Here is a 17,824-nt window from a genome sequence, read left to right as displayed (position 1 = left end):
CGAGCGATCGCGCCGGGTTTTCATATCGAGGCTGAAGATGCGTTCAGCTCTTCGGCTGCTGGTTTTCGTCCTCGACAGCGGCCTCGTGATACCAGCCATCGAAATCGGCATGCGTGTTACGCAGCGAGGCAAGCTCTGCCGCGAACTTGGCCTTCGCGCCTAAATTTGAGGCAGATACGCGGCCTGCAAGCGGGAACATCAGGATCTTTGCCGACGGACGGGCGAGGGTGACTTCCATTGGCGGTCTCCTTTCTTCTCCGAGGGTCAGTTGATTCAGCTTTTCCTCAAAATAGGTTCTGCGATTCATTTAGGCAATATGCTTATGAAAAGATCAGTTATTGCCTATTATTTGCGCAATCTCTGCGTCTGATCGATCCCGGCGCATTGCTGGGGCGGTGCAGTGAATTCACGGGAATCTTACGACCATTTTGTCGCACCGGTCGATGCCAGAGTGGCATATGAATTGCTTTTTACCACTCGGCAGGTCGGCTTGCTCCGGCCATGCGTCGACACCGCGTGCGGTGGTCAAGCACAACGAGAGGCTCTAGAATGACCAAATACAAGCTCGAGTATATCTGGCTCGACGGATACACCCCGGCCCCCAATCTTCGCGGCAAGACCCAGATCAAGGATTATGCCGAGTTCCCGAAGCTCGACCAGCTGCCGCTGTGGGGCTTCGACGGCTCGTCCACCATGCAGGCCGAGGGCCGAAGCTCCGATTGCGTGTTGAAGCCGGTCGCGCTTTATCCCGATCCGGCCCGCACCAACGGCGTTCTCGTCATGTGCGAAGTCATGATGCCCGATGGCGTCACGCCGCACGTGTCCAACAGCCGCGCGACCATTCTCGACGACGAGGATGCCTGGTTCGGTTTCGAGCAGGAGTACTTCTTCTACAAGGATGGCCGTCCGCTCGGTTTCCCCGAGAGCGGTTATCCCGCCCCGCAGGGCCCGTACTACACCGGCGTCGGCTATTCGAACGTCGGCAGCATCGCGCGCCAGATCGTCGAAGAGCATCTCGACCTCTGCCTTGCCGCGGGTATCAACCATGAAGGCATCAACGCCGAAGTGGCCAAAGGCCAGTGGGAATTCCAGATTTTCGGCAAGGGCTCCAAGAAGGCCGCCGATCAGATGTGGATGGCCCGCTACCTGCTCCAGCGCCTCACCGAAAAGTACGGCATAGATATCGAGTTCCACTGCAAGCCGCTCGGCGACACCGATTGGAACGGCTCGGGCATGCATTGCAACTTCTCGACCAAATATATGCGCGAAGTCGGCGGCAAGGGTTATTTCGAGGCCCTGATGGCGCAGTTCGAAAAGAACCTGATGGACCATATCGCCGTGTACGGCCCGGACAACGACAAGCGTCTGACCGGCAAGCACGAGACGGCCCCCTGGAACAAGTTCAGCTATGGTATCGCCGACCGCGGCGCCTCGATCCGCGTGCCGCACTCGTTCGTCAAGAATGACTACAAGGGTTATCTGGAAGACCGCCGCCCGAACTCGCAGGGCGACCCCTACCAGATCGCTTCCCAGGTCCTGAAGACGATCTCGCAGGTTTCGACCGGCGCATCGGTTTCGGCCGCTGCTTGATATTTCACGTCGGGCCTCAAGATCCCCGACAACCATGACGCGAGCCCCGGCGGGAGTTGCCGGGGCTTTTTCGTGTGACGATGGCGGGCACTATCGCATGCCGCTGTTTCCGTTCGCCGCTCCTCGTCTTCCTGGCTCCTGGCCTGGCAAAGCAAATTCCCCCAAAAAAAGTCAGGTTAAGAAGGGCGGCTCAAACCCATCCCGACAAGGCGGCTTTGGGCTGACGAAAGCATACCTTGGCGCCGGGCCGCAGGCTTCGAAATCCTCGAAAAAGCCCGGAAATCCGGCCATTCCGGCAAGAATGCCTGTCGACCGATCCTTTCATAAGCCCCTGTTCATACACCAAAATCGACCGTCTCGACGCCCGGCAGGCGACATTGACAGGCTGCGGCGCAACATGCGTATTCGCAGGCATTGGGGGATACGCCAAGCGGTGCTGTTCGAAGGGGCGGGGTTTCTTGAACGACAGCATTGGCGGGGGCGCCGGACGAGCGGGCATTGCAGCCTGAGGCAGTGTGCCGCTCGCTCCTGGCTTATCCTTTACTTGCAAAAAGCGCATGCCGGATCGCCTGGCAGCCCAGCTTGGCTGGCTCAAGCCGGTCTGTGCCTCAGCGCAATCGACACGTGTGACGTGACCAGCCGACGGAACCTCAGCAGCCGGTGCGCCTTTCCAGTCGCTGGATCGGGCAGCATCCGATCGAACGCGTCGGTGTCCGCGGATTTGGCTGAATGGAAGCCTCGATATGAGCAAACAAAGAGGCCGGAAGAGGTTCATCTTCCGGCCTCGCATTTGCAGGCTGAATTGAAGCCGCTGGATCCGGGTTATGCCGGGTCCAGGGAGATCAAAAATCAGACCGAATAGTACATGTCGTATTCGACGGGATGCGGTGTCATTTCGAAGCGCATCACCTCGGCCATCTTCAACTCGATGTAGCTGTCGATCTGGTCGTCGTCGAAGACGCCGCCGGCCTTCAGGAATCCGCGGTCCTTGTCGAGGCTCTGGAGCGCCTCACGCAGCGAGCCGCAGACGGTCGGGATCTTCTTCAGCTCCTTCGGCGGCAAATCGTAGAGATCCTTGTCCATCGGCTGGCCGGGATGAATCTTGTTCTTGATCCCGTCGAGGCCGGCCATCAGCATGGCGGCAAAGGCGAGATAGGGGTTCGCGCCCGGATCGGGGAAGCGGACCTCGACGCGCTTCGACTTTGGCGACGAGCCGAACGGGATGCGGCAGGATGCCGAGCGGTTGCGCGCCGAATAGGCGAGCAGCACCGGCGCCTCGTAGCCCGGCACCAGGCGCTTGTAGGAATTGGTCAGCGGGTTGGTGAAGGCGTTGATGGCCTTGGCGTGCTTGATGATGCCGCCGATATAGAACAGGCAGCTTTCCGAGAGGCCGGCATACTCGTTGCCGGCGAAGGTCGGCTTGCCTCCTTTCCAGATCGACTGGTGGACATGCATGCCCGAGCCGTTGTCGCCGAAGATCGGCTTCGGCATGAAGGTGGCGGTCTTGCCATAGGCATTGGCGACCTGATGCACGACATATTTGTAGATCAGCATCTTGTCGGCGTTGCGGACCAGCGTGTCGAACTTGATGCCGAGTTCGTGCTGGGCCGCAGCCACCTCGTGGTGATGCTTCTCGACCCGCACGCCCATCTCGGCGAGCACGGTCAGCATCTCGGAGCGCATGTCCTGCGCCGAATCGATCGGCGGCACCGGGAAATAACCGCCTTTGACGCGCGGACGGTGGCCGAGATTGCCGGTTTCGTAGTCGGTGTCGTCATTGGACGGCAGTTCGGTGGAATCGAGCCTGAAGCCGGTGTTATAGGGATCGGCTTTGTACTTGACGTCGTCGAAGACGAAGAACTCGGCTTCCGGGCCGACATAGATGGTGTCGCCGATGCCTTCCGACTTCATGTAGGCCTCGGCCTTCTTGGCAGTGCCGCGCGGGTCGCGGTTATAGGATTCGCCCGAAACCGGATCGAGGATGTCGCACAGGATGACCATGGTCGACTGAGCGAAAAACGGATCCATATGGACCGTTTCAGGATCGGGCATCAGCACCATGTCGGACTCGTTGATCGCCTTCCAGCCGGCGATCGAAGAACCATCGAACATCACGCCATCGGCGAACATGTCTTCCTCGACCTCGATGACATCCATCGTCACGTGCTGCAGCTTGCCCTTCGGGTCGGTGAAGCGCAGGTCAACGAACTTCACATCGTTGTCCTTGATCTGCTTCATGATGTCTTTGGCTGTCGTCATGTCATGTATCCCTGTGTGACGTTTTTTAATAATGACGTTTCGGATGGGCGAGGTATCAGACGGCATCCATGCCGGTTTCGCCGGTGCGGATGCGCACGACTTCCTCGACGTTGGAGACGAAGATCTTGCCGTCGCCGATGCGCCCGGTCTGGGCCGCCTTGCGGATGGCTTCGATGGCGCCTTCGACGGCATCGTCGCCGAGCACGACCTCGATCTTCACCTTGGGCAGGAAGTCGACGACATATTCAGCGCCGCGATAAAGCTCGGTGTGGCCCTTCTGTCGTCCAAAACCCTTGGCCTCGGTCACGGTGATGCCTTGTAGCCCGGCCTCCTGAAGCGCTTCCTTCACTTCGTCCAGCTTGAATGGCTTGATGATCGCTTCGATCTTTTTCATGTAAAAAGTGGCCTCCACTGCCAAAAAACGGGTTGTTAGCCCCGCTTGCGCCTCCATCAAGCACGAATTGTGCCAATTGGCGGGATTTCAAGCGGTGTCATTCGATTCCAGAACATGCCGCACGAAGATGCAAATTCGCATCGTTCACTGCATCCAGCGCGCGACGGATGGCTGCAGCCTACGCGGCGTCGGTGTTTATGTCTGCCCGATATTTAGGCGTATTGCTTATTTGGTAGGCATTGCTCAGCTTGGCTGGGACCGCGCCAACTCCTCTGCGTTTGCGTCGAGCCGAAAACTGGACAATGCTTTATCGAATGCGGATCGGCAATCCATGAGCAACGAACTTCTTTCTCCCGAGGAGATGAGCGAGGCGGATCGATTGACGATTGCCGCCGGCGCAATCGACGGCATCGGCCTGATGCGCCGTGCAGGCGAAGCCGTCGCGGCTGAAATTTTCAGCCGCCATCCGGCGGCGAAGCGGGTCCATGTGCTTTGCGGTCCCGGCAACAATGGCGGCGATGGCTATGTCGTGGCCCGCTGCCTGGCAGCCGCTGGCGTCGACACGATGGTGTGGGCGTCGGGCACGCCGAAGCCGGGCAGCGATGCCGCGCTCGCCGCCGGTGAATGCCCGGTCAAACCTCGGCCGCTGGCGAATTTCGCGACCGAAGCCGGCGCTGTCGTCGTCGACGCTCTTTACGGAGCAGGGCTGTCCAAACCGCTGTCCGGTGAAGCGGCGAGAACGGTTGGCATTGTGGCAAGCCTGGCCTTGCCGGTCGTCGCGGTCGATCTGCCATCAGGCGTTTCCGGAGGCAGCGGCCAAGTGCTCGGCCAGGCTTTTCGCGCTGGGGTCACCGTCACCTTCGCACGCAAAAAGCCTGGCCATCTTCTGCTCCCCGGGCGCAAGCTGTGCGGGGAGGTCGTGCTGGCCGATATCGGCATCACCGACGGTGTCATTGCGCGGATTCGACCCCAGGCGTTCGAGAACACGCCGGCGCTTTGGCTCGACGTTTTTCCGATTCCGGGTGTCGATACGCACAAGTACAAGCGCGGCCATGTCGGCGTCTTTTCCGGCGGCCCGAGCGCCACCGGCGCGGCGCGGCTTGCGGCGCTTGCCGCGGCGCGAAGCGGGGCAGGGGCGGTCACCGTCCTGTCCCCGGCGAACGCCATGCAGGTCAATGCCGCGCATCTGACCTCGATCATGCTGCGCAAGGCCAATGACAGCGGCGACATCGACGCCTTCATCGGCGAACGCCGGCCCTCCGCCTTTGTGCTGGGGCCTGGCTTCGGTGTCGGTGAAAGAACGCGGAATTTTGCGCTTACGCTGCTTGCCGCCGGCCAGCAGCGGAACGTTGCGGCCCGGGTTGACGGCCTGGTGTTCGACGCCGACGCGATCACTTCGTTTCGCGAGGCGCCGGACGTCCTGTTCGAGGCCGTGCGCAAGCCGGGCGCACCGCCGCTGGTGATGACGCCGCATGAGGGGGAATTTGCCAGGCTGTTTGCTGACATTGCGGGCGGCGCCGTTTCGTCCAAACTGACCAGGGCCCGTATGGCCGCCACCCGTGCCAACGCCGTGATCGTCTACAAGGGCGCCGACACCGTAATCGCTGCTCCCGATGGCAGGGCTGCGATCAACTCCAATGGCGCGCCATGGTTGGCAACCGCTGGTTCGGGCGACGTGCTCTCGGGGCTCGTGGCCGGCTTCCTGGCGCAAGGCATGCCGGCCTTCGAGGCGGCATGCGCGGCGGTATGGATCCATGCCGAGTCCGGCAGCCGGTTCGGGCCGGGGCTGATCGCCGAGGACTTGCCGCTGGCGCTGGTGCCGGCGTTGCACGAACTGGTGGCGGCTCGCGGCGCGCGCTGACCGGCTCGACATTCAGCTCACAGCGGAATGTTGTCGTGCTTCTTCCAGGGGTTCTGCATGTCCTTGTTGCGCAGCATTCGCAGAGCGCGGGCAATGCGGCGGCGCGTCGAATGCGGCATGATCACCTCATCGACATAGCCGCGCTCGGCGGCGACAAAGGGTGACAGGAAGCGGTCTTCGTAAGTCTTTGTATGGGCAGCGATCTTTTCGGCGTCGCCGATGTCCTTGCGATAGATGATCTCGACCGCGCCCCTGGCGCCCATCACGGCGATCTGCGCCGTCGGCCAGGCATAGTTCATATCGCCACGCAGGTGTTTCGAAGCCATCACGTCATAGGCGCCGCCATAGGCCTTCCTGGTGATGACGGTGATCTTCGGCACGGTCGCCTCGGCATAGGCGAAGAGCAGTTTGGCGCCGTGCTTGATCAGCCCGCCATATTCCTGCGCCGTTCCCGGCAGGAAGCCCGGAACGTCGACGAAGGTGACGATCGGGATTGAAAAGCAATCGCAGAAGCGCACGAAGCGCGCTGCCTTGCGGCTGGCGTCGGAATCGAGCACGCCGGCCAGCACCATGGGCTGGTTGGCGACGAAGCCGACCGTGCGGCCTTCGATGCGTCCGAAGCCGGTGACGATGTTCTTGGCGAAACTTTGCTGGATCTCGAAGAAATCACCCTCGTCGGCGACTTTCAGGATCAGCTCCTTGATATCGTAAGGCTTGTTGGCGTTGTCGGGGATCAGCCGGTCGAGCGACAGATCGTGATCGGTGACCGACTGGTAGCATTCGATCTCGGGAATCTCCGATGTGTTCGAGGCCGGCAGCAAATCGACCAGCCGGCGCATCTGCAGCAGTGCTTCGACGTCGTTGTCATAGGCGCCGTCGGCGATCGAGGATTTCGTCGTGTGAACGGAAGCGCCGCCGAGGCTCTCGGCGGTCACCGTCTCGTTGGTGACGGTCTTCACCACGTCCGGTCCGGTGACGAACATGTAGGAGGTGTCGCGCACCATGAAGATGAAGTCGGTCATGGCCGGCGAATAGACGTCGCCGCCAGCGCAAGGCCCCATGATCACGGAAATCTGCGGAATGACGCCCGACGCCAGCACATTGCGCTGAAAGATCTCGGCGTAGCCGCCGAGTGCAGCCACGCCTTCCTGGATGCGGGCACCGCCGGCATCGTAGAGGCCGATGATCGGCGCGCGGTTGCGCAGCGCCATCTCCTGCACCTTGATGACCTTTTCGGCATGCGCTTCCGACAGCGAGCCGCCGAACACGGTAAAATCCTTGGCGAAAAGGTAGACGGGACGGCCGTTGACGGTGCCCCAGCCGGTGACAACGCCATCGCCGGCGATCTTGGTCTTTTCCATCCCGAAGTCGGTCGAACGGTGCTCGACATACATGTCGAACTCCTCGAACGAACCCTCGTCGAGAAACACCTCGATGCGTTCGCGGGCGGTGAGCTTGCCCTTCTTGTGCTGCGCGTCGATGCGAGCCTGACCGCCGCCCATGCGGGCGATCTCGCGACGACGCTCGAGTTCCTTCAGCACGTCCTTCATTCTCGATCTCCTGCGCGGGCTGCTTTGTGGTAATGATGCCCGCAGGTGAGCGCAAGCGTCGCTTTTTCGAGGCGTTTTGTTGCGCTGCAACATGATGCCCTTGCATTTCAGAGCGAACTCAGCCATATGCACGGCATAGGCGCTTGGGCCGGACCGATCCGGCCTTCTCCTCGAATGAGACTGGTTGCGTCTGTTTTCCCTCTTTCCTGCTGATCGGCCCCGATTGGTTAGCAAGGTGGCGAAAAAGCCCCGTGGCATGATGCCTGCGGGCACGACAGCGCAGCCGCGCGGACGAACACGTCCGCCGCCTTGTCGTTCCATGACAATTGATTCGACGGCAGGTTGCGCCCTGCCGCCATTGATGTTTGCGGCCAGAGGCCGCGTGAAAGAAGAATATTTTGACCAACGAAAACACTTTGCCCGGCAACGACACTGGAGAACTCTCCGGTTTCGCAGCACTGGGAATCACGGGTGCGCTGCTCAAGGCCACCCATGCCGCCGGCTTCACCGATCCGAAGCCGATCCAGGCTCAGGCGATCCCGCCGCAGATGGAAGGCCGTGACATTTTCGGCATCGCCCAGACCGGCTCCGGCAAAACTGCGGCCTTCGCGCTGCCGATCCTGTCGAAGATCATTGCGCTCGGCACCAAGCGCCGGCCGAAGACGGCACGCGCGCTGATCCTGGCGCCGACTCGTGAGCTCGCCGTGCAGATCGAGGACACCATCAAGATCCTCGCCAAGGGCGCGCATGTCTCGACCGCGCTCGTGCTGGGCGGCGTCTCGCGCTTCAGCCAGGTGAAGAAGGTTGCGCCTGGTGTCGACATCCTGATCGCCACGCCTGGCCGGTTGACCGATCTGGTGCGCGAAGGCGACCTCATGCTTGCCGACACCAAATGGCTGGTGCTCGACGAGGGCGACCGCATGCTCGACATGGGCTTCATCAATGACGTCAAGCGCATCGCCAAGGCGACCGCGCCGGACCGTCAGACGGTGCTGTTCTCCGCGACTATGCCCAATGAAATCGCCGAACTGGCGAAAGGCCTGCTGAAGAACCCAATCCGTGTCGAAGTCGCGCCGCAAAGCACGGCGGCGGCCGAGATCGCGCAGAGCGTCGTCCTTGCCCGCACCAAGCAGAAGCGCCAAGTGCTGTCGACGATGCTCGCCGACGAGGCGATGAAGTCCGTCATCATCTTTTCGCGTACCAAGCACGGCGCCGACCGGGTAACCAAGGACCTCGAGCGCGACGGCTTCAAGGCCGCTGTCATCCACGGCAACAAGTCGCAGAATGCGCGGCAGAAGGCACTGAACGATTTCCGCGAGGGTTCGGTGCGCATTCTGGTGGCCACCGACATCGCCGCGCGCGGCATCGACGTGCCCGGCATCAGTCATGTCGTGAATTTCGACCTGCCTGATGAGGCGGAGAGCTATGTCCACCGCATCGGCCGCACCGGCCGCAACGGCCGGGACGGCATTGCGATTACGCTCTGCGATCCGTCCGAGAACAGCAAGCTGCGCCAGGTCGAACGCATCATCCGCGCCAAGCTGCCTGTTGTCGCCGACCATCTCGGCAGCCCCGATCCGCAGCGCAACCCGGCTGAGAAGAACGAGCGCTTCGAGCCTGCCAATGACCGCAACGAGCGCAATGGCCGTCGCGACGGCAGGCGGCCGGGCGGCCAGAACAACGGCTCCGGCAAGAAGCGCTTCGGTGACAAGCCGGCCTTCGCTGGCGACCGCAAACCGGAAGGCGCCAAGCCCTTCAAGGGCAACAATAAACGCCGCTTCGGCGGCAAGCGGCCCGCGGCGCGGGCCGCGTAGGCAGGCCGCTTCGTATTGGCCGGGCATTTGCGTGCCCGGCTGGTCACCAGTGAGATAAAGGGCGACCGCGGTGAGGCTGCGGTCGCCCTTTCCGTATGGAAGCTCGGGCTACTTCGCGACCGCCTCGATCCAGACGGCAATTCTTTGTGCAAGGAAGGTCGTGGTCGATGGCGACAGGGCGTCGCCGGCGATGACGTGGTTGTCGGGATCGCCGGTATCGTCGACCGGAACCAGCTCGTGCGGCGCGCCCCAACGCCCGGCGATTTCACGCGTGCGGTCAGGCCGCACCACGCTGTCCGAATCCGAAAAGATGAAGAGGGCAGGGACCACCGCTTTCTCCACCGGCGCGCCATAGGCAAGTTCCGTCAGCGCCTGCATCGGCAGCGTCGCGGCAAGGGGATATCTGGTGGTCCAGAATTTCTCGTGCAGCGCGTTGCGCGGCATGAAGCTGCGCTCCTTGCCGGCGACGAGTTCGGCTATTTGTTTGCCCCATCGCATGGTCAGGATCCGGCGCCCGACGCCTTGACGCCGAAATTCGGCGAGATGAACGCGATCGCCGCCACGCCGTCCGAAGCGCCCGGCTGTGTTGCCGCCCAGGCCGCCAGCGAGCCGCCGGTCGAGGTAGAGATGACGATCACCTTGTCGCCGATGGCCCGGCCGATCGCGAGCGCCTCCTCATAGTCGTTGATCCAGGCATTGAGGCTGCCTTGCGTCATGGCCGCGCCATCCTGCCCGTGGCCGGTGAGGCGGGTGAAGAACAGATTGGCGTCGAGTTGGTCGGCAACCTCGTCGGGCAGCGGGCGGAGCTCGCCCTTCGACGCCGAAAGGCCGTGGATATAGACGATGGACAGCCGTGTCCTGGCATGCACCATCGGATTGGCCCAGATGATCTCTTTCTCCAGCCCGTCACGGATGCCGGATATCGCCGCTTCCGTCCTGGCCACGTAGGCCTGCGGATCGTCGCCGATTGCGGATGGATCGAAGCGGATCGTGGTGTCGACGGGAACCCGCGGGCCGAGCACGAAGGCCAGTGCGAGGATGGCGACTAACCCCAGCACAGCAAGCACGATTCGTCGCCCCATCGCAGACTCCAAACGCAACAACAACAAACCTACGGCGGTGGCGGGGAACAGGCAACGACCGGCCGGCGATGAAGCCGCCGATCCGCTGGCTTCTATTCGCTCGGCGGCTTGCGGTCGTAATTCAGCGGCCGTGCCTTCCAGCTCGTCATGAGGCTGATCACGCCTCGGTACACCGGTCTCGGCAACAGGCTGAGCAGCTTCAGGGGCCAGCTCGTCCGGCGCGGGAATGTGACCTCGAAGCCGCCGGATTTGATACCCCGCACCATGCGCCGCGTCGCTCGGCTGACCGGCATCAGCCCCGGCATGGGCAGCATGTTCTTCTCGGTCAGCGGTGTGTCTATGAAGCCCGGATTCATGACCTGGACGCGCACGTTCATCTTGTCGAAATCGTATTTCAGCGATTCGGCCAGGATGTTGATCGCCGCTTTGGTGCCGCCATAAGCGGCGGTCGTCGGCCAGCCGAAATAAGCGGTGACCGAGCCGACCAGCACAATATGACCGCGCGCCCGCACGCGCATGCGTTCGACGACCGGCACAAGCCCGTTGATGATGCCGAAATAGTTGACCTCGAAAGACCGGCGAAAATCGCTGACGACGAGAGCCTCGCCAGGCGTGGAAATGTAGTTGCCCGCGTTTAAGACGGCGAGCACGATGGGGCCAAGCTCGTTCTCGATTGCAGCGACGGTTCTTGCCATGCGCGGCTCGTCGGTCACGTCGCAGGGAAAAGCCTTGACCTTGCCTGGCATCTGCGCGGTCTCGACAATCAGCGTGTCGATGGGATCGCCATCGGGTGCCGTTACGGCCACCGCATAGCCCTGGGACGCAAGGTCCCTGGCCAGCGAACGGCCGATGCCGCTGCTGCCTCCCGTGACCCAGGCGACGCCATGCTTCGGGTCGGCCCGATAGAGTGTCATGCTGCGCCCCCGTCGAATTGTTCTTGGCTTTTGCTCTAACCGCGAAGAAATCGAATGAAAAGAGCGGTTTTCGACGCCGGCCGCAAATGAACAACGCGGATAGGCCCGGCACCAAGGTGACGCCGGCGCAAATGCAGTACGGAAAATGCGACTGGACCAGGCAAATTCTTGCCTTGAAACCGAAGCTTCGGGTTTCTAGGGTTTCGCGCAGCTACACAAGGACTCCCGAATGCCCCGCTCCGTGATCGACGCTATCGGCAACACGCCATTGATCCGCCTCAACAGGGCTTCGGAAGAAACCGGCTGCGAGATCCTGGGCAAGGCCGAATTCATGAATCCCGGACAGTCGGTCAAGGACCGCGCCGGCCTGTTCATCATCCGCGATGCCGAAGAGCGTGGGCTGCTCAGGCCGGGCGGCGTCATTGTCGAGGGCACGGCCGGCAATACGGGCATCGGGCTGACGCTGGTCGCCAAGGCGCTCGGCTACCGCACCGTCATCGTCATTCCCGAAACGCAGAGCCAGGAGAAGAAGGACACGATCAAGCTGCTCGGCGCCGAGCTGATCGAGGTTCCGGCCGTGCCGTACAAGAACCCCAACAATTACGTGAAATTGTCGGGGCGGCTGGCTGAGCAAATGGCGCGTTCGGAGCCGAACGGCGCTATCTGGGCCAACCAGTTCGACAATGTCGCCAACCGCGACGGGCACATCCGCACCACGGCGCAGGAGATCTGGAGCCAGACCGGCGGCAAGGTCGACGGCTTCGTCTCGGCGGTCGGCTCGGGCGGAACGCTGGCCGGCGTCGCTTTCGGACTGAAGGCGAAAAACAGGGACGTCAAGATTGCTCTCGCAGATCCGCTGGGCGCCGCGCTCTACAGTTTCTACACCAGCGGTGAGCTGAAGTCGGAAGGCAGTTCGATCACCGAAGGCATCGGGCAGGGGCGCATCACAGCCAACCTCGATGGGTTCACGCCCGACTTTTCGTTCCAGATTCGTGATGAGGATGCGTTGCCGATCGTCTTCGACCTGGTCCAGGAGGAAGGCCTTTGCGTCGGCGGTTCGACCGGCATCAACATAGCGGGCGCGATCCGACTGGCGCGTGAACTCGGCCCCGGCCATACCATCGTGACCATTCTTTGCGACTACGGCACACGCTACCAATCGAAACTGTTCAATCCCGAATTCCTGCGCGAAAAGAAGCTGCCGGTGCCCGGCTGGATGGAAGAGAAATCAGATATTTCCGTGCCGTTTGAAAAGGTCGTGTGATGGCGCACAAGACCGAAGCGCTGTTTCGCGACGACGCCTATCTCAGGACGGCCGATGCCGTGGTGGTCGCCGTCAACGAGCGCGGCGGCATCGTTCTGGACCGCACCATCTTCTATGCCACCTCGGGCGGGCAGCCGGGCGATAGCGGCCATCTCCAGCGCGCCGATGGCAGCCGCATCGTCCTGGCCGCCACCATCACCGGGGAAACAAAGGACGAGATCATCCACGTGCCGGCGCCGGAACAAGCCGCGCCTGCGGTCGGCGAGCGCCTGAAGCTCGCAATCGACTGGGAGCGACGTCATCTCTTGATGCGCATGCATGCCGCTTGCCATTTGCTCACCGTCGTCTGCCCGTTTCCGATCACCGGCGCGGCGGTTTCGGAAGACGACAGCCGTGTCGATTTCGACATTCCCGACGCCAGCTTCAGCAAGGAAGACGTGACGGCTGGCCTGATGGGCCTGGTGCGGGCCGATCATCCGATCTTTACCAGGCTGATCAGCGACGAGGAACTGGCCGCCAATCCGGGTCTGGTGAAGTCCAAGAATGTCCGTCCGCCGCTAGGTACCGGCAAAATCCGGCTGGTCTGCATCGGCGAGAATGCTTCGGTGGACAGTCAGCCCTGTGGTGGCACCCATGTCAAAAGCACCGGCGAGATCGGCGAAATCCATATCGGCAAGATTGAGAAGAAGGGGCGTGAAAACCGGCGCTTCCGCATCCGGTTTGGACCGATGCCCCAAACATGATCTCGAAAGCTACGATGTTTTCGGACAAGATCATGCGGCAAGGCAAGACAACGTCTGGTCAATGGCGGCAGGAGAACCACAATGGCTGAAGACAGTCCTTTCACCGTCGACGCTGACTGGTTGCAGGAGCGTTTGGGCCAGCCTGGCCTGACGATTGTCGATGCATCCTGGTATCTTCCGGCGCAAAACCGCGACGCGCGCGCCGAGTATGACGCTGGGCACATTCCGGGCGCCCGCTTCCTGGATCAGGACGCGGTCTCCGATCCGGACGCCGCGCTGCCGCATACGCTGCCGTCGCCGCAGCATTTCGCGCAGTATGTCGGCGCGATGGGCGTTTCGGCAGATGACACGATCATCGTCTATGACGGCCCGGGCTTTTTCTCGGCACCTCGGGCATGGTGGATGTTCCGGGTGATGGGCGTCTTCCAGACGTATATCCTTGACGGTGGTTTCGATGGCTGGAAAGCGGCCGGCCGGCCGGTGACGGCCGAACCGACCAAAATCGCGCCCAGCGTGTTCCACGCCGATTTCGACGCCGGCCGGGTCGCCAGCCTTGCCGATATGCGCCGCATCGTCGGAACCCGGGAAAGCCAGATTGCCGATGCGCGCGGGGCAGGGCGCTTCACCGGCGCGGAGCCGGAGCCGCGCGCGGGCGTCCGTTCCGGCCATATGCCGGGCGCGCGCAACTTGCCTTATTCGGCGCTGTCGGAAAACGGCGTGCTTCTGCCGAAGGAGCGGTTGCGCAAGGTGGTCGAGGACGCCGGCCTCGATCTGTCGAAGCCTATCGTCACTTCCTGCGGCTCCGGCGTTACGGCGGCGGTGATCACGCTTGCGTTGGAAACGCTTGGCCATACCGACAACAGGCTTTACGACGGCTCATGGACCGAATGGGGCGGTCTCTCCGACACACCAGTCGTGACAGGCAAGGAATGACGATGGAAAACGGCGAGCTGAAGGACATCGAAGTCACGGTGACGTTCCTCGAGATGCATGCGCCACCGGCCGTGTCGCCGCCCATGCCCTACAACCGCCAGGTCGCACTCCTGAAAACTAAAGACATTCCGCTGCATTTCTACCGGTACCTGATGGATCGGGTGGGGCGTAAATGGCACTGGGTCAATGTGCTGAGGCTGGATGACGACGAGCTTTCGGCCGGCATCCACCGCGAGGATCGCGACATCAGGGTGCTCTATCTCGATGGCGCACCCGCCGGTTTTTTCGACCTCAAGCCGCATCTGCCGGAAGAAGTCGAGCTCGCCTATTTCGGCATGATGGAACACGCCACCGGGCAAGGCATCGGCCGCTGGTTCCTGGGATCGGCGATCGCCGCGGCTTGGTCGTATGGACCGAAGCGGGTGACGGTGCAGACCTGCACGCTCGACCATCCTGCTGCCTTGCCGCTCTACCAGAAGCTCGGCTTCGCGCCGGTGGCGCAGAAGAAGGAGACCGTTCACCCTCTGCCCTTCGCCGAGCGCTCGGCCAGCGTCATGCGGCCATAGCGACGCCCTCACAAAAGCTGAACCTCTCGTTCATCCGCGCTTCAGCCTGTCTCTGCCATCTTGCCCGCACATAATACGGGCCGAAGGAGAAAAGACATGCTGACCCGCCGTACCCTTGCCGCCGCGCTGATCGCGGCAATCGCAATGCCCGGTCTCGCCGCCGCGCAGGCGACAACGCCTTCGGCCGCAACCATCGAACGAAAGCTCGAGGCGGCACCCCGCGTGAAGCTGCGCCCGAACGAGCGCGTCACCATCCGTGAGTTCAAGCGCCGGCCGGACCTGCGCCGCATGGCCCGGTCGATCGATATCCAGTCGATCAATTTCGCTTTCGGCTCGGCCGCGATCTCCAGCTCGCAATACGACAAGATCGACACTATCGCCGATGCGTTGCAGCGTATCCTGCGCCGCAACCCCGGGGCGCGCGTCCTCATCGAGGGCCATACCGACGCCGTCGGCTCCTTCCAATCGAACCGGATCCTGTCGGAACAGCGCGCCGCCTCGCTGAAGCGCACGCTGGTGCGCGAGTTCGGCGTGCCGGCCTATGCTTTGGAGACGGTCGGTTATGGCGAGGAATTCCTGCTGGTGCAGACGCAGAACGAAAACTGGCGGAACCGGCGGGTCACCCTCCGTCGCTTTGACGACTTCATTCGCTGAGGGAGTTCCGACAATCCGGTAAAGTTCGCCTTGCCTTGGTCGGCTGGAACAAGCCGACCAAGGGCCAATGATTGTCAGGAATCGGGTGGGAGGCGGGGGCTGATGCGCATAATTTCCGATCAACGACATCGGAGATTTTCGCCATGACCATCCAGTTCAAAGCCTTGCCGACACAAGATGTACGAGCGCTTCAGCGCGGCGGGCCCGATGCCTATGGAAACACGCCCGAGCGTAAGGTCTCCGACGGCGACGGCATGCCATGCCGGCATTGCCTGAAGAACATCGCCGACGGAGACGACTATCTCATCCTGGCCTACCGGCCATTCCCCAAACTTCAGCCCTATGCCGAGACCGGACCGATCTTCCTTCACGCGCAGGAATGCGAGCGCGCCGCGGAATCTCAGGCACTTCCCGAAATTCTCGAAGGCCCGGACTATATAGTGCGCGGCTACGGCAGGGATGACCGCATCGTCTATGGCAGCGGTGGCGTCATTGCGACCGATGCGATCGCCGCGCGCGCCGAGGCTCTCTTGGAACGCGACGAGATTGCCTACGTGCATGTCCGCTCGGCGCGCAACAATTGCTTCCAGTGCCGGATCGAACGTGTCTGACGGGCGCATGTGGCGGTGCGATAGCGGAGCGCTGTCGTACTCCTGTCATACCATTGCGGTACACGGGTAGCCGTCGATCGATTTGTCGACCGCGGATGAACCGGCGGCAAATCTCGACCTCGAGGAAGCGGGGCCTTGGCTCCGCTTTTTTGTTTGCCTGAACCTTCCACAGAAATTTTCTGCGCAAAGAAGCATATGGGCTTCGACTATTTGCCTGGAGGGCTCAGTTAAACTTGCAATTGGCGCCGAGACGCAGGTTGCGGCACATGTTTTAAGTCCGAGCCGGGTGCAGGCCTGACAGCCGCCAATCCGGAAAGAAAAAACCCGCCGGGAATGACCGGCGGGCTGACGGGAGGCAGGTATCCTCTCAGGAGAATCAGGCCGCGAGAACCGCCTTCGGTTCGACCAGTTCGTAGCCGAGCGCTTCGGCGACCGCACGGTTGGTGATCTTGCCTCTGTGGACGTTGAGTCCATTGCGCAGATGATGGTCGTCGACCAGCGCCTTCAGGCCCTTGTCAGCGAGCTGAAGGCCATAGTGCAGAGTCGCGTTGTTGAGTGCATGTGCTGAGGTGACCGGCACGGCGCCCGGCATGTTGGCGACGCAATAGTGGATGACGCCGTCGACCTCGTAGGTCGGCTCGGCATGCGTGGTCGCGTGCGAGGTCTCGAAGCAGCCGCCCTGGTCGATGGCAACGTCGACCAGCACCGACCCCTTCTTCATGCCCGAAAGCATTTCGCGCGAGACCAGCTTCGGCGCCGCAGCACCCGGGATCAGCACGGCGCCGACAACGATGTCGGCGGAAAAGCACTCTTCTTCCAGAGCCTCCACGGTCGAGTAGCGGGTATGGACGCGGCCGGCAAAGAGGTCATCGAGCTGGCGCAGGCGCGGGATCGAGCGGTCGATGATGGTGACGTCGGCGCCCAGGCCAGCCGCCATCCTGGCTGCGTGCAGGCCGACGACGCCGCCGCCGAGCACGGTGACCTTGCCGGGCAGCACGCCGGGCACGCCGCCGAGCAGCACGCCGCGGCCGCCATTGGCCTTCTGCAGCGCCGTGGCGCCGGCCTGGATCGACAGGCGGCCGGCGACTTCCGACATCGGCGCCAGCAACGGCAGGCCGCCCCGGTCGTCGGTCACCGTTTCATAGGCGATGGCGGTAACGCCCGAAGCGAGCAGGCCCTTGGTCTGTTCCGGATCCGGAGCAAGGTGAAGATAGGTGTAGAGGATCTGGCCATCGCGCAGTTGGGCCCATTCGTTAGGCTGCGGCTCCTTGACCTTGACGATCATATCCGACTTGGCGAACACATCGGCCGCCGTCTTGGCGATGGTGGCGCCGGCAGCGCGATAGGCGTTGTCGTCGGCTCCGATGCCGGCCCCGGCGCCGGTCTCGACCAGCACCTCATGTCCGTGGGCGACATATTCGCGGACCGAGCCGGGCGTAAGTCCGACGCGATATTCATGATTCTTGATTTCCCGGGGGCAGCCGACGCGCATTTTCTTTTCTCCTGACACGGCCCTTCGGGGCTCGTTCCCTGTATTGACGCAGTCAACCACGAATCGTTGCGTAAGTGTTTGCGAATGCACTTGCAGG

General features: G+C 62.3%; 15 protein-coding genes and 1 pseudogene. 9 read left to right on the top strand and 7 right to left on the bottom strand.

Features of this window, described 5'->3' with window-relative positions; translation table 11 throughout:
* Window positions 1-43: 43 nt before the first annotated feature.
* Window positions 44-238 (bottom strand): DUF2735 domain-containing protein, encoded by a 195-nt coding sequence (locus LB541_RS25375; RefSeq protein ID WP_224619862.1) that lies wholly within the window; start codon window positions 236-238, stop codon window positions 44-46.
* Window positions 239-549: 311 nt separating this feature from the next.
* Between LB541_RS25375 and LB541_RS25370 the strand changes: the two genes are divergently transcribed.
* Window positions 550-1,590: a glutamine synthetase beta-grasp domain-containing protein gene (locus LB541_RS25370; protein WP_140501300.1), complete on the top strand. Its 1,041-nt coding sequence runs from the start codon at window positions 550-552 to the stop codon at window positions 1,588-1,590.
* A gap of 849 nt (window positions 1,591-2,439) precedes the next feature.
* On the opposite strand, the gene glnA is transcribed toward LB541_RS25370, so the two are convergent.
* Both glnA and LB541_RS25360 read right to left on the bottom strand, forming a co-directional pair.
* Window positions 2,440-3,849 (bottom strand): type I glutamate--ammonia ligase, encoded by a 1,410-nt coding sequence (glnA, locus tag LB541_RS25365; RefSeq protein WP_140527990.1) that lies wholly within the window; start codon window positions 3,847-3,849, stop codon window positions 2,440-2,442.
* A gap of 55 nt (window positions 3,850-3,904) precedes the next feature.
* Complete coding sequence (locus LB541_RS25360; RefSeq protein ID WP_224619861.1) at window positions 3,905-4,243, bottom strand: P-II family nitrogen regulator; 339 nt, start codon at window positions 4,241-4,243, stop codon at window positions 3,905-3,907.
* 331 nt (window positions 4,244-4,574) lie between these two features.
* Here LB541_RS25360 and LB541_RS25355 point away from each other — a divergent pair, with 331 nt between their 5' ends.
* On the top strand, window positions 4,575-6,104 hold the full coding sequence (locus tag LB541_RS25355; RefSeq protein ID WP_224619860.1) for an NAD(P)H-hydrate dehydratase: 1,530 nt from the start codon (window positions 4,575-4,577) through the stop codon (window positions 6,102-6,104).
* A gap of 17 nt (window positions 6,105-6,121) precedes the next feature.
* On the opposite strand, the gene LB541_RS25350 is transcribed toward LB541_RS25355, so the two are convergent.
* Window positions 6,122-7,654, bottom strand: coding sequence for an acyl-CoA carboxylase subunit beta (locus LB541_RS25350; protein WP_140501306.1), 1,533 nt, complete (start codon window positions 7,652-7,654; stop codon window positions 6,122-6,124).
* A gap of 398 nt (window positions 7,655-8,052) precedes the next feature.
* Between LB541_RS25350 and LB541_RS25345 the strand changes: the two genes are divergently transcribed.
* Window positions 8,053-9,468: a DEAD/DEAH box helicase gene (locus tag LB541_RS25345; RefSeq protein WP_140501308.1), complete on the top strand. Its 1,416-nt coding sequence runs from the start codon at window positions 8,053-8,055 to the stop codon at window positions 9,466-9,468.
* A 108-nt stretch (window positions 9,469-9,576) separates the two neighbouring features.
* On the opposite strand, the pseudogene LB541_RS25340 reads toward LB541_RS25345, so the two are convergent.
* Both LB541_RS25340 and LB541_RS25335 read right to left on the bottom strand, forming a co-directional pair.
* Window positions 9,577-10,550: pseudogene (locus tag LB541_RS25340) on the bottom strand (alpha/beta hydrolase).
* 92 nt (window positions 10,551-10,642) lie between these two features.
* Window positions 10,643-11,464 (bottom strand): SDR family oxidoreductase, encoded by an 822-nt coding sequence (locus LB541_RS25335; RefSeq protein WP_140501312.1) that lies wholly within the window; start codon window positions 11,462-11,464, stop codon window positions 10,643-10,645.
* 229 nt (window positions 11,465-11,693) lie between these two features.
* Here LB541_RS25335 and LB541_RS25330 point away from each other — a divergent pair, with 229 nt between their 5' ends.
* The 6 genes from LB541_RS25330 to LB541_RS25305 all read left to right on the top strand — a co-directional run bounded on the left by LB541_RS25330 (window position 11,694) and on the right by LB541_RS25305 (window position 16,235).
* Window positions 11,694-12,728, top strand: a complete 1,035-nt coding sequence (locus LB541_RS25330) for a cysteine synthase A (protein WP_140515437.1) — start codon at window positions 11,694-11,696, stop codon at window positions 12,726-12,728.
* Window positions 12,728-13,471 carry an alanyl-tRNA editing protein gene (locus LB541_RS25325; protein ID WP_140515436.1) on the top strand — a complete coding sequence of 248 codons (744 nt, stop codon included), beginning with the start codon at window positions 12,728-12,730 and terminating at the stop codon, window positions 13,469-13,471. Before LB541_RS25330 ends, LB541_RS25325 begins: the two co-directional genes overlap by 1 nt.
* Before the next feature lie 81 nt (window positions 13,472-13,552).
* Entirely contained in the window at window positions 13,553-14,404 is an 852-nt protein-coding gene (sseA, locus tag LB541_RS25320) for a 3-mercaptopyruvate sulfurtransferase (protein WP_140501318.1), read from the top strand.
* A 2-nt stretch (window positions 14,405-14,406) separates the two neighbouring features.
* Window positions 14,407-14,970 (top strand): GNAT family N-acetyltransferase, encoded by a 564-nt coding sequence (locus LB541_RS25315; RefSeq protein WP_140501320.1) that lies wholly within the window; start codon window positions 14,407-14,409, stop codon window positions 14,968-14,970.
* 96 nt (window positions 14,971-15,066) lie between these two features.
* Complete coding sequence (locus tag LB541_RS25310; RefSeq protein WP_140501321.1) at window positions 15,067-15,624, top strand: OmpA family protein; 558 nt, start codon at window positions 15,067-15,069, stop codon at window positions 15,622-15,624.
* Window positions 15,625-15,767: 143 nt separating this feature from the next.
* On the top strand, window positions 15,768-16,235 hold the full coding sequence (locus tag LB541_RS25305) for a DUF1203 domain-containing protein (RefSeq protein WP_140525509.1): 468 nt from the start codon (window positions 15,768-15,770) through the stop codon (window positions 16,233-16,235).
* A gap of 376 nt (window positions 16,236-16,611) precedes the next feature.
* Here LB541_RS25305 and ald read toward each other — a convergent pair whose 3' ends face one another.
* A complete protein-coding gene (gene ald, locus LB541_RS25300; protein ID WP_140501325.1) occupies window positions 16,612-17,727 on the bottom strand; it encodes an alanine dehydrogenase in 1,116 nt (371 codons plus the stop codon).
* Window positions 17,728-17,824 lie beyond the last annotated feature (97 nt).

It is taken from the genome of Mesorhizobium sp. BR1-1-15, from assembly GCF_020165475.1.
GTDB lineage: Bacteria > Pseudomonadota > Alphaproteobacteria > Rhizobiales > Rhizobiaceae > Mesorhizobium.
Note: the sequence above shows the minus strand (reverse complement) of the source record. Positions and strands in the feature narration are given on the sequence as shown.

Excerpts from the sequence above, each read along its gene's own strand:
- LB541_RS25375 (WP_224619862.1), bottom strand. The coding sequence starts at position 238 with ATGGAAGTCACCCTCGCCCGTCCGTCGGCAAAGATCCTGATGTTCCCG.
- LB541_RS25370 (WP_140501300.1), top strand. The coding sequence starts at position 550 with ATGACCAAATACAAGCTCGAGTATATCTGGCTCGACGGATACACCCCG.
- glnA (WP_140527990.1), bottom strand. The coding sequence starts at position 3,849 with ATGACGACAGCCAAAGACATCATGAAGCAGATCAAGGACAACGATGTG.
- LB541_RS25360 (WP_224619861.1), bottom strand. The coding sequence starts at position 4,243 with ATGAAAAAGATCGAAGCGATCATCAAGCCATTCAAGCTGGACGAAGTG.
- LB541_RS25355 (WP_224619860.1), top strand. The coding sequence starts at position 4,575 with ATGAGCAACGAACTTCTTTCTCCCGAGGAGATGAGCGAGGCGGATCGA.
- LB541_RS25350 (WP_140501306.1), bottom strand. The coding sequence starts at position 7,654 with ATGAAGGACGTGCTGAAGGAACTCGAGCGTCGTCGCGAGATCGCCCGC.
- LB541_RS25335 (WP_140501312.1), bottom strand. The coding sequence starts at position 11,464 with ATGACACTCTATCGGGCCGACCCGAAGCATGGCGTCGCCTGGGTCACG.
- LB541_RS25330 (WP_140515437.1), top strand. The coding sequence starts at position 11,694 with ATGCCCCGCTCCGTGATCGACGCTATCGGCAACACGCCATTGATCCGC.
- LB541_RS25325 (WP_140515436.1), top strand. The coding sequence starts at position 12,728 with ATGGCGCACAAGACCGAAGCGCTGTTTCGCGACGACGCCTATCTCAGG.
- sseA (WP_140501318.1), top strand. The coding sequence starts at position 13,553 with ATGGCTGAAGACAGTCCTTTCACCGTCGACGCTGACTGGTTGCAGGAG.
- LB541_RS25315 (WP_140501320.1), top strand. The coding sequence starts at position 14,407 with ATGGAAAACGGCGAGCTGAAGGACATCGAAGTCACGGTGACGTTCCTC.
- LB541_RS25310 (WP_140501321.1), top strand. The coding sequence starts at position 15,067 with ATGCTGACCCGCCGTACCCTTGCCGCCGCGCTGATCGCGGCAATCGCA.
- LB541_RS25305 (WP_140525509.1), top strand. The coding sequence starts at position 15,768 with ATGACCATCCAGTTCAAAGCCTTGCCGACACAAGATGTACGAGCGCTT.
- ald (WP_140501325.1), bottom strand. The coding sequence starts at position 17,727 with ATGCGCGTCGGCTGCCCCCGGGAAATCAAGAATCATGAATATCGCGTC.